This is a genomic window from Niallia circulans (assembly GCF_007273535.1).
Classification (GTDB): Bacteria; Bacillota; Bacilli; order Bacillales; family Cytobacillaceae; genus Niallia; species Niallia circulans_B.
Genome location: NZ_RIBP01000004.1, coordinates 3,458,504 through 3,471,461, shown reverse-complemented (window position 1 = coordinate 3,471,461; position 12,958 = coordinate 3,458,504). Strand labels below are relative to the sequence as shown.

At 38.8% G+C, this 12,958-nt stretch carries 14 protein-coding genes; all 14 read left to right on the top strand.

All coding sequences use genetic code 11. The annotated features are described in order from the left end of the window. Positions 1–5 precede the first annotated feature (5 nt). Positions 6–293 carry an RNase P modulator RnpM gene (gene rnpM / locus CEQ21_RS25285; protein ID WP_127734512.1) on the top strand — a complete coding sequence of 96 codons (288 nt, stop codon included), beginning with the start codon at positions 6–8 and terminating at the stop codon, positions 291–293. Continuing rightward, on the top strand, positions 290–592 hold the full coding sequence (locus tag CEQ21_RS25280; RefSeq protein ID WP_127734510.1) for a YlxQ family RNA-binding protein: 303 nt from the start codon (positions 290–292) through the stop codon (positions 590–592). The genes rnpM and CEQ21_RS25280 overlap by 4 nt, the downstream gene beginning before the upstream one ends. A 19-nt stretch (positions 593–611) precedes the next feature. Beyond that, positions 612–2,771, top strand: coding sequence for a translation initiation factor IF-2 (gene infB, locus CEQ21_RS25275; RefSeq protein ID WP_185767421.1), 2,160 nt, complete (start codon positions 612–614; stop codon positions 2,769–2,771). After that, on the top strand, positions 2,768–3,049 hold the full coding sequence (locus CEQ21_RS25270) for a DUF503 domain-containing protein (protein WP_185766922.1): 282 nt from the start codon (positions 2,768–2,770) through the stop codon (positions 3,047–3,049). The genes infB and CEQ21_RS25270 overlap by 4 nt, the downstream gene beginning before the upstream one ends. Before the next feature lie 20 nt (positions 3,050–3,069). Next, positions 3,070–3,426 (top strand): 30S ribosome-binding factor RbfA, encoded by a 357-nt coding sequence (gene rbfA, locus CEQ21_RS25265; RefSeq protein WP_127734504.1) that lies wholly within the window; start codon positions 3,070–3,072, stop codon positions 3,424–3,426. Positions 3,427–3,567: 141 nt separating this feature from the next. Next, positions 3,568–4,485, top strand: coding sequence for a tRNA pseudouridine(55) synthase TruB (gene truB / locus CEQ21_RS25260; protein ID WP_185766921.1), 918 nt, complete (start codon positions 3,568–3,570; stop codon positions 4,483–4,485). Between the two features lie 70 nt (positions 4,486–4,555). Beyond that, positions 4,556–5,503, top strand: a complete 948-nt coding sequence (gene ribF, locus CEQ21_RS25255; RefSeq protein ID WP_419181608.1) for a bifunctional riboflavin kinase/FAD synthetase — start codon at positions 4,556–4,558, stop codon at positions 5,501–5,503. Positions 5,504–5,702: 199 nt separating this feature from the next. Further along, positions 5,703–5,972: a 30S ribosomal protein S15 gene (gene rpsO / locus CEQ21_RS25250; RefSeq protein ID WP_127734500.1), complete on the top strand. Its 270-nt coding sequence runs from the start codon at positions 5,703–5,705 to the stop codon at positions 5,970–5,972. A gap of 259 nt (positions 5,973–6,231) precedes the next feature. After that, positions 6,232–8,358 (top strand): polyribonucleotide nucleotidyltransferase, encoded by a 2,127-nt coding sequence (gene pnp / locus CEQ21_RS25245; RefSeq protein ID WP_185766920.1) that lies wholly within the window; start codon positions 6,232–6,234, stop codon positions 8,356–8,358. 184 nt (positions 8,359–8,542) lie between these two features. After that, a complete protein-coding gene (locus CEQ21_RS25240) occupies positions 8,543–9,505 on the top strand; it encodes a polysaccharide deacetylase family protein (protein ID WP_185766919.1) in 963 nt (320 codons plus the stop codon). Positions 9,506–9,634: 129 nt separating this feature from the next. Further along, on the top strand, positions 9,635–10,873 hold the full coding sequence (locus CEQ21_RS25235) for a M16 family metallopeptidase (protein WP_185766918.1): 1,239 nt from the start codon (positions 9,635–9,637) through the stop codon (positions 10,871–10,873). A gap of 98 nt (positions 10,874–10,971) precedes the next feature. Further along, complete coding sequence (locus CEQ21_RS25230; RefSeq protein ID WP_185766917.1) at positions 10,972–11,223, top strand: YlmC/YmxH family sporulation protein; 252 nt, start codon at positions 10,972–10,974, stop codon at positions 11,221–11,223. 179 nt (positions 11,224–11,402) lie between these two features. Then, complete coding sequence (gene dpaA / locus CEQ21_RS25225) at positions 11,403–12,302, top strand: dipicolinic acid synthetase subunit A (protein WP_127734490.1); 900 nt, start codon at positions 11,403–11,405, stop codon at positions 12,300–12,302. Then, positions 12,303–12,896 carry a dipicolinate synthase subunit B gene (gene dpaB, locus CEQ21_RS25220; protein ID WP_185766916.1) on the top strand — a complete coding sequence of 198 codons (594 nt, stop codon included), beginning with the start codon at positions 12,303–12,305 and terminating at the stop codon, positions 12,894–12,896. Positions 12,897–12,958 lie beyond the last annotated feature (62 nt).

The following is a 12,958-nucleotide window of genomic DNA, read 5'->3' as shown; positions in this document are numbered from 1 at the left end:
GGTGAATGAGTGTGAACAGCAAAAAAGTACCAATGCGCAAATGTGTTGCTACAGGTGAAATGAGACCAAAAAAAGAACTGGTTCGCATCGTTCGCTCGAAAGAAGGTCTAGTATCGGTTGATTTAACCGGAAAGAAATCGGGACGTGGCGCATATCTTTCTAAGGATAAAGAAGCGGTACTTTTAGCCAAGAAGAAGAATATTCTGGCAAACCAGCTTGACGTGGCAATTGAGGATTCGGTATACGAAGAGCTGCTGGATTTAATAGAGAAGGAGCAAGGACAATCCAAATGAAAAATAATCAATGGATGTCATTACTTGGCTTAGCAAATCGAGCACGGAAAATTACCTCAGGTGAGGAACTTACCGTAAAAGAAATTAGAAGCGGAAATGCAAAACTAATATTATTGTCGGAAGATGCTTCACAAAACACGGCCAAAAAAATCATGGACAAAAGCAATTCCTATAAAGTGCCAGTGAAAATGGTACCAGACAGGGAAATGCTAGGACAATCGATTGGCAAGGAAGCAAGAGTGGTTGTCGCTGTTTTGGATAATGGATTTGCAAAAAAACTTTTAACACTGCTCGATTAATTCTTGCGGGGGTGAAATGATGAGTAAAATGCGAGTTTATGAATACGCAAAAAAATTCAACATATCAAGTAAAGATGTTATTACAAAACTAAAAGACATGAACGTAGAAGTGTCAAACCATATGACAACATTAGAAGACGACGCAATTAAGAAATTAGATAGCGTATATAATAAAAGTACTGAAGCAATACAAAATAACAATAAGATTGCTGCATCGAAAAATATAGCGGCAACTTATGAAGAAGAAAGTGATGCAATGGCTGAAAAAGGAAAAACAACTCAAACAAAAAACAATAATTCAAAACCAGGTTTCAACAAACCAAAAAGCAATAATAACAACAATAATAAAAACAGAAACAACAATAATCGCAACAAGGGGAAACAAGCTCCAGTAGCTCCTCCAGCTCCTAAAAAAGAAAAAGAATTGCCAACAAAAATTACGTTCAGTGATTCTTTAACTGTTGCAGAGCTTGCAAAAAAACTGCATCGTGAACCTTCTGAAATCATCAAAAAATTATTCATGCTTGGTGTAATGGCTACGATCAACCAAGATCTTGACAAAGATGCAATTGAATTGATTGCTGGAGATTATGGTGTAGAAGTAGAAGAAGAAATTAAGGTGGATGCGACAGACCTTGAAGTTTACTTTGGGGATGATGACGCTGCTGAGCTTATCGAACGTCCGTCTGTTGTTACAATTATGGGTCACGTTGACCATGGTAAAACAACATTGCTTGACAGCATTCGTAACACGAAGGTAACTGCTGGCGAAGCTGGTGGAATTACACAGCATATTGGTGCATACCAAATTGAAGATAACGGCAAAAAAATCACATTCCTTGATACACCGGGACATGCTGCGTTTACAACAATGCGTGCACGTGGAGCAAAAATTACGGATATTACTATCCTTGTAGTTGCTGCAGATGATGGAGTAATGCCACAAACTGTCGAAGCAATTAACCATGCGAAAGCAGCTGAGGTTCCAATTATCGTAGCTGTTAACAAAATGGATAAGCCGACTGCAAACCCTGATAGAGTAATGCAGGAATTGACAGAACATGGATTAGTACCAGAGGCTTGGGGTGGAGAAACTATCTTTGTACCTCTATCTGCATTAACTGGTGAAGGAATTGATACACTGCTTGAAATGATTTTACTTGTAAGTGAAGTAGAAGAATATAAAGCAAACCCAAATCGCAATGCTGTTGGTACTGTTATTGAAGCAGAATTAGATAAAGGTAAAGGTTCTGTTGCAACACTGCTAGTGCAAAATGGAACATTAAACATTGGTGACCCAATTGTTGTCGGTAACACATTTGGTCGTGTTCGTGCAATGGTAAATGACCTTGGACGTCGTGTTAAAACTGCTGGTCCATCTACACCAGTAGAAATAACTGGCTTAAATGAAGTACCACAAGCCGGCGACCGTTTCGTTGTATTTAAAGACGAAAAAACAGCACGTCAAGTCGGGGAAGCACGTTCTTCTGATGCAATTCAAGCACAAAGATCAGAAAAGGCTAGAATTAGCCTAGACAATCTGTTTGAGCACATGAAGCAAGGTGAAATGAAAGACTTGAATATCGTCATGAAGGCAGATGTTCAAGGTTCAGCTGAGGCGCTTGCAGCAGCACTTTACAAAATCGAAGTAGAAGGCGTAAATGTGAAAATCATCCATACAGGTGTTGGTGCCATTAATGAATCTGACATCACGCTTGCAGCAGCTTCTAATGCTATCGTTATTGGGTTCAACGTAAGACCTGATGTCAATGCGAAAAGAGCAGCAGATGCAGAAGCAGTGGATGTACGCTTGCACCGCATCATTTATAAAGTAATTGAAGAGATTGAAGCAGCGATGAAGGGTATGCTTGATCCTGAATTCGAAGAGAAAGTTATCGGTCAGGCTGAGGTTCGCCAAACATTCAAAGTTTCTAAAATCGGAACAATTGCTGGTTCTTATATAACAGATGGTAAAATCACAAGAGACAGCGGTATCCGCATTATCAGAGATGGCATTGTTATCTTTGAGGGCGAAGTTGATGCGTTGAAACGCTTCAAGGATGATGCTAAAGAGGTTTCTCAAGGGTACGAATGTGGTATTACTATTAAGAACTTCAATGATATGAAAGAAGGAGACATCATTGAAGCTTATATCATGCAAGAAATTGAGCGCAAATGATAACAGGTCTGCTGACAGTTGAATGTATCATTTATGATGCTCATTCACTGAAGGAGAAGCGTGCTGTTTTACAGCGTATCATGGATCGCTTGAAACAAAAATACAATATAGCTGTGTCGGAGGTTGGTTTCCAGGATATGTGGCAACGGGCAGAACTTGCGATTGTAACGGTGGCATCTGTTAAGGTTGCAGCAGAAAGAGAGCTACAGAATGCTCTCAAGCTGATTGATTCATTTCCGGAAATTGAAGCCGCGACAACAGCTATAGAATGGCTTTAATAGAATGAGGTGAGAATGTTATGAGCCTTAGACCAAACCGTGTTGGTGAACAAATGAAAAAAGAGCTTGGTGAGATCATTAGCAGAAAAATTAAAGATCCTCGCATAGGCTTTGTTACTGTAACAGATGTTCAAGTAACTGGAGACTTGCAACAGGCAACTGTGTATATTTCTGTACTTGGAGATCAAGAGCAACGAGAAAATACCCTGAACGGGCTTGCAAAAGCGAAAGGGTTTATACGTTCAGAAATTGGACAAAGAATCCGCTTGCGCAAAACACCAGAAATTACTTTTGAATTTGATGAGTCTATTGATTATGGAAACAGAATTGATACATTGCTACATCAAATTGCAAAAGAATCTGATTCAGATAAATAAGATTTTGTCTGTAAATGACTCCTATTTCTTTCTGTTCTCAAAAACAAGGAGAGTACGCTCTCTTTGTTTTTGAAACAATAGACAATAGGAGTCATTTTATTTAACAAAAGCATGAAGCTTTGAAGGGAAGGATTTGTAAATATGGAAGGTATATTACCATTATGGAAGCCGAAGGGCATGACATCACATGATTGCGTATTTAAGCTTCGTAAAATATTACGTATGAAAAGAATCGGCCATACAGGTACGTTAGATCCTGATGTTACTGGTGTTCTTCCAATTTGTTTAGGAAGGGCAACAAAGGTTGCTGAATACATAACTGATGCTGGAAAGTCGTATGAAGGGGAGGTTACAATCGGATATTCTACGACAACAGAAGACAGCTCTGGAGAAAAGGTAGCAGAACAAAAGGTAGAAGGCAGTATTACAAGAGAACAGGTTGAAGAGGTTCTACAATCATTAACTGGTGTTATCTCACAAACACCGCCAATGTATTCTGCAGTCAAGGTAAATGGCAAAAGGCTTTATGAATATGCTAGAGCTGGAATAGAAGTAGAAAGACCGACAAGGAACGTAACAATTTATACAATTGAATTGCTTGAGGAATGGGATTCTCTTTCAGGTGATGAAATTTCCTTTCGTTTTAAGGTTGATTGCAGCAAGGGAACGTATATAAGAACACTTGCCGTAATGATTGGAGAAAGGCTTGGTTATCCGGCTCATATGTCGGATCTTTCTAGAACACGTTCTGCTACAATAACATTGGAAGATTGTCTTACATTGGAGCAGATTGAAGAGGCACAAAGCAATGGTGTATTGGAGCAAAGCTTAAGACCGATTGAGGATGCGCTTAGTTATTTGCCGAAATATGAAATAAATGATACATTAGCTATGAGAGTCAGGAACGGTGCAGTGCTAGAAACTCCTTCACATCTAGTAGATGTTGATTGTCCAATCGCAGTTTTTTCAGAAGAGGGAGAAGCTTTGGCCATATATATACATCATCCTTCTAAGGAAGGAATGATAAAACCATCTAAAATCTTGAAGGTATTGGAGTAGCAAGCAGCGTTTTTGGTATAGACAGGCATAACAATAAAATTATTTAGTGCTGGAAAAAGGTGAGTCAAGTTTGAAAGTAGCAAGAATAGATAATATTGAAAATATGCATTCCATGGATTTTCCTCCCCTAGTTATGGCATTGGGCTACTTTGACGGTGTCCACCTTGGCCATCAAAAGGTCATAGGGGAAGCAAAAAAAGTAGCAGATGAACTAGGGATAAAAACAGGTGTTATGACATTTGATCCACATCCGTCATTGGTTTTGTCAAAAGAAAAAAAGCAAATTGGTCTAATTACTTCATTAGATACAAAAATAGCTGAAATGGAAAAGCTGGGCGTTGATTACTTGTTTATTATTCAGTTCACAAAGGAATTCGCCGCATTGCAGCCACAACAGTTTGTTGATCAATACTTAGTCGGACTTCATGCAAAGCATGTTGTCGCAGGCTTCGATTATTCGTATGGCTTAAGGGCAGCAGGCACTTCTGAAACATTAAAGGAGCATTCCCGCGGTCAATTCGGTATTACCATAATCAGTAAGGAAACCTTTGAGGGAGAGAAAGTTAGCTCTACTCTTATCAGATCTCATATTAATGCTGGAGCTATGGAGAAGATTCCAATGCTGCTTGGTCGTTATTACAGCATCCATGGCCGTGTCATTCACGGAGATAAGCGCGGAAGAACAATCGGTTTTCCAACAGCAAATGTAGAGGCTGCTGGTGAGGAAATTATTCCTCCTCAAGGGGTTTATGCAGTGAAGGTATTGGTTGACGGAAAATGGTATGAAGGGGTTTGTAATGTTGGTACGAAACCTACATTCCATCCGGGAAAAACAGTTCAGTCCATTGAAGCGCATATCTTTGATTTTAATCAAGAAATATATGATAAGACGATAACGATTGAATGGCATATAAGGATAAGAAGCGAAAAGAAATTTAATGGCATACAAGAGCTTGTTGAGCAAATTGCCAAGGATAAACAGACAGCAATTGAATATTTTTCAACACTTAATGTTTAATACAAGAAAAGTTTGGGAATGATAGTGTAAGAGTATTCCCCAATACGAAAATTTAATAGATGATTTTCTTGCTTTTTTAATGAAAAAAGGTTATTCTTATAAACGTACTAAAAACAACCTTTGCTTGGCAAAATCGAGTCACCAACGTTTTGCTCAGTAAATGGGGATTAGTGTAATAGGATATAGGAGGTGAAACAGGATGGCAATCACTCAAGAACGTAAAAACGAACTTATCAATGAGTACAAAACGCATGAGAACGATACTGGATCTCCAGAAGTTCAAATCGCTGTCCTTACTGAGTCTATCAACAATCTGAATGATCATTTACGTACACACAAGAAGGATCATCACTCACGTCGTGGTCTTTTGAAAATGGTAGGTAGACGTCGTAATCTACTAACTTACCTACGTAATAAAGACGTTCAACGTTACCGTGTTTTAATCACTAAACTTGGTCTACGTAGATAGTTTAAAAAAGCGGGATACTTTTTCCCGCTTTTTTATTGTGCAAATTGTGCAAGAAGACTACTATAAACTATTGACATATATATATAACTGATTAATTACATAATTGTTGGTGAACACTGACTTTGACATAAGTGACTATAACTGAAATAATATGTAATAAGTATTTTGATAATGATAAAAAATATCCATGTAGGTTTAGGTAGCACTTAAATAACCAAAACCTCTAACAAGTGAAATGAGCAGAGAGGGGTTTTTTAGAATGGGACAAGATAAACATGTCTATTCAATTGACTGGGCTGGCAGGAAGCTTACAGTCGAAATCGGCCAATTGGCAAAGCAAGCAAACGGCGCAGCATTGGTGCGTTACGGGGATACTGCTGTTTTAAGTACTGCAACAGCATCTAAAGAACCGAAAAATTTAGACTTTTTCCCTTTAACAGTTAACTATGAAGAGCGTTTATATGCAGTTGGTAAAATACCTGGCGGCTTCATTAAAAGAGAAGGAAGACCAAGTGAAAGAGCAATTCTTGCGAGCCGTTTGATTGATAGACCAATCCGTCCGTTATTTGCAGATGGTTTCCGTAATGAAGTTCAAGTTGTCAGCCTTGTAATGAGCGTTGATCAAGATTGCACGTCTGAAATGGCAGCAATGTTTGGATCATCATTGGCATTATCTGTATCAGATATTCCTTTTGGCGGACCAATTGCTGGTGTCTACGTTGGAAGAATTAATGGCGAGTTCATCATCAACCCAACAGTGGAACAAGCTGAGAAAAGCGATATCAACCTTGCTGTAGCTGGAACAAAAGATGCTATTAACATGGTTGAAGCAGGCGCTTTAGAAGTACCTGAAGAAGTAATGCTTGAAGCAATTATGTTTGGCCATGACGAAATTAAAAAGCTGATTGAATTCCAAGAAAAAATCGTGGCAGAAATTGGCAAAGAAAAAGTGGATGTTGTTCTTTATGAGCTGGACAAAGATATTGAAGCAGAAGTTCGTGCACTTTGTGAATCAGAAATGCTTAATGCAATCAGAGTTCAAGAAAAGCATGCACGTGAAGCTGCAATTAAAGTCGTGAAAAATTCTGTTCTAGAGAAATTGGAAGCGGAAGAAGCGGATGAGGACAAGTTGAAGCAAGTGAAGCAAATTCTTGATAAACTTGTTAAGAATGAAGTTCGCCGCCTTATTACAGAAGATAAAGTAAGACCTGATGGACGCGGTTTAGAAGAAATTCGCCCACTTTCATCTGAAGTTGATTTGCTTCCTCGTACACATGGATCTGGCCTGTTTACACGCGGACAAACGCAAGCACTTAGCATTTGTACATTAGGTGCATTAGGAGATGTTCAGATTTTGGACGGTCTTGGTGTGGAAGAAGAAAAACGCTTTATGCATCATTATAACTTCCCGAACTTCAGTGTAGGGGAAACAGGACCAATGCGTGGACCTGGACGCCGTGAAATTGGACATGGAGCCCTTGGTGAAAGAGCATTAGAACCAATTATTCCATCCGAGAAGGATTTCCCATATACAATTCGTCTTGTTTCAGAAGTATTGGAATCTAATGGATCAACTTCTCAAGCGAGCATTTGTGCAAGTACACTTGCGATGATGGATGCTGGTGTACCAATTAAGGCTGCAGTTGCTGGAATTGCTATGGGTCTGATTAAATCAGGTGAGCATTACAGCATCTTAACAGATATTCAAGGTATGGAAGACCACCTTGGCGATATGGACTTTAAAGTTGCAGGTACATCTAAGGGTGTTACAGCACTTCAAATGGATATTAAAATTGACGGGTTATCAAGACAAATTCTAGAAGAAGCATTACAACAGGCTAAAATCGGCCGCATGCAAATTCTTGAATCAATGCTTGCAACAATTCAAACTCCAAGAGAAGAATTGTCCACTTATGCACCAAAAATCTTGATGATGGCAATTAACCCAGATAAAATCCGTGATGTTATTGGGCCAAGCGGTAAACAAATCAATAAAATCATTGAAGAAACTGGCGTGAAAATTGATATTGAACAAGATGGTACAGTGTTTATTTCTTCAGTTGATGACGAAATGAACAAAAAAGCAAAATCAATCATTGAAGATATTGTCCGCGAGGTTGTTGTTGGACAAATGTATCTTGGTAAAGTAAAACGAATTGAAAAGTTCGGTGCTTTTGTTGAAATCTTCAACGGTAAAGACGGTTTAGTTCATATCTCTGAACTTGCAGAAGAACGTATCGGCAAGGTCGAGGATGTTGTTGCAATCGGTGATGAAATTCTTGTGAAGGTAACAGAAATCGACAAGCAGGGCAGAGTAAATCTTTCCCGCAAAGCCGTATTAAAAGAGCAAAAAGAGCAAAAAGAACAGGCTGAAGACGCAAAATAATAAGTTAAAAAAATGAGGTTTGACTCTAATGATTTCTGTATTTTACGCAGCAATTGCGCACAGGCAGTTAATTGTAAGGGTCTGCCTTTTTTTATAGGCAAAATGTTATTCCGTTAATTACAATTTTCAAATCGTTCTACCTTGTCCTCCTTTTACATAAAGTTTTATAAGGAGGGGATTTAGAATGAAAAGAATAATTCCGATGGCTGGTATCCTATTAGCAGCATGGATTGTTGTAAACAATCCATTATCCAATACATATGTAGCAAGTTTGGTCGATAACCGTGAAAGCATTACAGTATCTAAAGATAGCAGTAATCTATTAGAAACAATTGAAAGTAATGCAAAGAAATATCGTGTCGATGCTGTCGACGCTAAAATTGATCCTGTTTGGAAAGCAATTCCTGGCATTAATGGACTTGAGGTCGACATTAAGGCTTCTTATAATAAGATGAAAAAAGATGGCGTTTTTGATGAACATAAACTCGTCTATAAACAATTAAAGCCCGAGATTCACCTCAACGATTTATCTGCATCTCCTATTTATAAAGGCAATCCTGAAAAAGAAATGGTGAGTTTTCTTATTAATGTTGCGTGGGGAAATGAGTATTTACCTGATATTTTGGCAACTTTAAAAAAGCAGAATGTTAAAGCAAGCTTTTTTCTTGAAGGAAGATGGGTCCAAAAAAATCCTGAGCTGGCAAAAATGATTGTGGAAGCAGGGCATGAGGTAGGGAACCATTCCTATACACATCCTGATATGAGTAAAATAAGTGAAGCAAAAATCAGAGAAGAAATTACAAAAACCAATGATGTGATTGAAGCAACGACTGGCAAAAAGGTGACATGGCTTGCTCCTCCAAGCGGTTATTATAATGACGCGGTGGTGCGGATTGCAAAGGAACAGAAGCTTGGCACCTTAATGTGGTCTGTTGATACGATAGATTGGCAAAAACCAAGTCCTGACGTGCTACTGCAGCGTGTCATGAGTAAGGTCCATAATGGTGCGATGATATTAATGCATCCAACAGAATCTACCTCAAGCAGCTTAGATAGACTTATAACCCAGATAAAGCAGAAGGATTTAGAGATTAATACTGTCACAGAAATGCTTAGCGAGGAACGTTCTATTTCAGATAACGAATAGTAGGGAATTTTTATCTCAAATTCAATTATTTTTGATAATGAAACAACTTTTTGGAAAAAATACGAATAATGAGATATACTAGCAGTCGCGAGCAGTTAACTTTGGCAAACTAGAACAGGAGGAACTTACTTGATTAAAAGATATACTTGCCAAAACGGTGTAAGAATAGTGCTGGAGAACATACCTACAGTCCGCTCTGTAGCTATTGGTGTATGGATAGGCACTGGGTCTAGAAATGAAGATGAAAAAAACAATGGAGTATCCCATTTTTTGGAGCACATGTTTTTTAAAGGAACAAAAACAAGGAATGCAAGAGAAATTGCAGAATCCTTTGATAGCATCGGCGGGCAAGTAAATGCATTTACTTCAAAAGAGTATACTTGCTACTATGCAAAAGTGCTTGATACACATTCTGATTTTGCACTAGAAGTTCTTGCAGACATGTTCTTCCATTCTACTTTTGAAGAGGGAGAGCTAAAGAAAGAAAAGAATGTTGTTTATGAAGAAATAAAAATGTATGAAGATACTCCTGATGATATTGTTCATGATTTATTAAGCCAGGCAGTCTATGAAAAGCATCCGCTTGGATATCCTATTTTAGGAACAGAGGAAACGTTAAGTACCTTTAATGGTGATACATTAAGAGAATATATGTTTGACCACTATACACCGGAAAACACGGTTATTTCCATTGCCGGAAATATAACAGAAGCCTTTATTGCGGAAGTGGAGAAGTACTTTGGCGCGTTTGAAGCAGGCAAAAGTGAAGCAGTAATCAGCGCACCTGCCTTCCATACAAACAGGGTTTCTCGTAAAAAGGAAACAGAACAGGCGCATCTTTGCCTTGGATATGAAGGACTAAAAGTTGGTCATGAGGACATGTACAGCTTGATATCTCTGAATAATATTTTGGGCGGAAGCATGAGCAGCCGATTATTCCAAGATGTAAGGGAGCAAAAGGGATTAGCGTATTCTGTCTTTTCCTATCATTCTTCCTTCCAAGACAGTGGAATTGTAACGATTTACGGAGGAACTGGTGCTAAGCAGCTTGATGAGCTGTATGAAACGATCCAGACAACGCTTGAGACTCTTAAACGAGACGGCATTACAGAAAAAGAGCTAGCAAACAGCAAAGAACAATTAAAAGGCAGCTTGATGTTAAGCTTGGAGAGCACAAACAGCAGAATGAGCCGAAACGGCAAAAATGAATTGCTGCTTGGTAAACATCATACACTAGACGAGATAATTGCGAAGATAGATAAGGTATCAAATGCAGATGTGAATAAAATGGCACATCAAATTTTCACTGATTCCTATTCTGTGTCACTTATCAGTCCAGACGGTAAACTGCCTAAAAGCCTTCTATAATATAGAAGGAGTTACATAAAAATACTTTTTAGCTAGTCTAAATCCTTCCACCGAGCGATATGATTAATAGAACAACATATCTTAGGAGGAATAAGAGGATGAGACTAAGCGAATTGAGCGGAAAAGAGCTTGTGGATGTCAAAAACGCCGTCCGTCTTGGCATGCTCGGACAAACCGATTTGGAGATTAATGAAAAGGATGGGCAAATCAAAACATTGCTGATTCCCTCTCTTAAGTGGTTTGGCTTCCGCAAAACAGGGGACGAACTACGAGTGCCTTGGTCCCACATAAAAAAAATCGGCACTGACATGATTATTGTCGATATTCCAAATAAGGATGAACCGACTTAAAAAAGTCCGGCGCACTATCCCAAATTAGAGGGATAGTGTGCCGGACTTTTTGTTTTTTACAATGAACGTTTTTACAGGAAAATATATAAAGCAAATCACCTAAAACAAGGTCATGACATAGTATGTTGGAGTAGTGATTGATAAGTGTTAGGATCTTTAAAAAAGAAGGTGAAATATACATGCTGACAGGGATGAAAATCGCCATTATCGGCGGCGATGCAAGGCAGCTCGAAATTGTCCGCAAACTGACAGAGCAGCATGCACAGCTTTCTTTAGTAGGCTTTGAACAGCTGGATCATGCTTTTGCTGGAGCTACAAAAGAAAAAATCGATAATGTAGATTTTTCAATGATTGATGCAATCATTCTGCCTGTTAAAGGAACCGATCTAAACGGACAGGTGGATACTATCTTTTCGAACGAAAAGGTTTTTTTAACAGAAGAAATGCTAGAAAAGACACCGTCCCATTGCACTATTTACTCGGGAATCACCAATGACTATTTAAATGGTATCATCAAAAGAACAAATACTGTGTTAGTTCAGTTGTTTAACAGGGATGATGTAGCAATACTGAACAGCATTCCAACAGTTGAAGGAACGATAATGATGGCCATTCAGCATACTGATACGACCATTCATGGCTCCAATATACTTGTTCTTGGCTTAGGGCGTGTTGGAATGAGTGTTGCAAGAACGTTTCATGCATTAGGAGGAAAGGTGAAGGTTGCCGCAAGTGAAAGTGAGCATCTGGCCAGAATATTGGAAATGGGTCTTACACCCATTCCGTTAAATGAATTAGAGAGTGCGGTTTGTGATATAGATATCTGCATTAATACAATTCCCCACCTTGTTGTCACATCCCCTGTCATTGAAAAGATGCCGCTGCATACTTTGATCATTGATCTCGCCTCAAAACCGGGAGGAACGGATTTTCAATATGCAGAAAAAAGAGGGGTAAAGGCGTTGCTTGCACCTAGTTTACCTGGAATTGTCGCGCCTAAGACTGCTGGGAATATCTTAGCAGAGGTACTATCACAGCTGCTGCAAGAAGAATGGCAAAGTCGAAAGGAGCAATCATAAATGAGCTTACAAGGAAAACGAATTGGGTTCGGAATCTCTGCCTCCCACTGCACATATGCAGAAGTAATGCCACAAGTAGAAAAGCTTGTTAGTCTTGGAGCTGAAGTTGTGCCAGTTGTAACAGGCAATGTGCAAAATACAGATACAAGATTTGGAAAAGGGTTAGAATGGATCGGCAAACTGGAAGAAGTAACAGGTAATGAGATTATTGACAGCATTGTCAAAGCGGAGCCCCTTGGTCCAAAAATTCCGCTTGATTGTATGGTAATTGCCCCGCTAACCGGAAACAGCATGAGCAAATTCGCAAATGCTATGACAGACAATGCAGTACTTATGGCGGCAAAAGCAACATTAAGAAACCAAAAGCCAGTTGTTTTAGGGATATCAACAAATGATGCCTTAGGGCTAAATGGAGTTAACTTAATGCGCCTGATGGCAACAAAACATATTTATTTCATTCCTTTCGGCCAAGATGATCCAATCAAAAAGCCAAATTCCATGGTAGCAAGAATGAGTATGCTAGCTGAAACGATTGCTGCAGCAATGGAAGGGAATCAAATTCAGCCTGTCATCATCGAGAAATTTTTAGATTAGTAGAAATAATAGGATAATTATTCGTAATTTTTAACTTTTTGCCACATTTCAAGAAAAAAGGT

Coding starts and splice junctions, on each gene's coding strand:
- truB (WP_185766921.1), top strand. CDS start 3,568: ATGGAAGGTATATTACCATTATGGAAGCCGAAGGGCATGACATCACAT.
- dpaB (WP_185766916.1), top strand. CDS start 12,303: ATGAGCTTACAAGGAAAACGAATTGGGTTCGGAATCTCTGCCTCCCAC.
- CEQ21_RS25230 (WP_185766917.1), top strand. CDS start 10,972: ATGAGACTAAGCGAATTGAGCGGAAAAGAGCTTGTGGATGTCAAAAAC.
- rnpM (WP_127734512.1), top strand. CDS start 6: ATGAGTGTGAACAGCAAAAAAGTACCAATGCGCAAATGTGTTGCTACA.
- rbfA (WP_127734504.1), top strand. CDS start 3,070: ATGAGCCTTAGACCAAACCGTGTTGGTGAACAAATGAAAAAAGAGCTT.
- dpaA (WP_127734490.1), top strand. CDS start 11,403: ATGCTGACAGGGATGAAAATCGCCATTATCGGCGGCGATGCAAGGCAG.
- CEQ21_RS25240 (WP_185766919.1), top strand. CDS start 8,543: ATGAAAAGAATAATTCCGATGGCTGGTATCCTATTAGCAGCATGGATT.
- rpsO (WP_127734500.1), top strand. CDS start 5,703: ATGGCAATCACTCAAGAACGTAAAAACGAACTTATCAATGAGTACAAA.
- pnp (WP_185766920.1), top strand. CDS start 6,232: ATGGGACAAGATAAACATGTCTATTCAATTGACTGGGCTGGCAGGAAG.
- infB (WP_185767421.1), top strand. CDS start 612: ATGAGTAAAATGCGAGTTTATGAATACGCAAAAAAATTCAACATATCA.
- CEQ21_RS25270 (WP_185766922.1), top strand. CDS start 2,768: ATGATAACAGGTCTGCTGACAGTTGAATGTATCATTTATGATGCTCAT.
- CEQ21_RS25280 (WP_127734510.1), top strand. CDS start 290: ATGAAAAATAATCAATGGATGTCATTACTTGGCTTAGCAAATCGAGCA.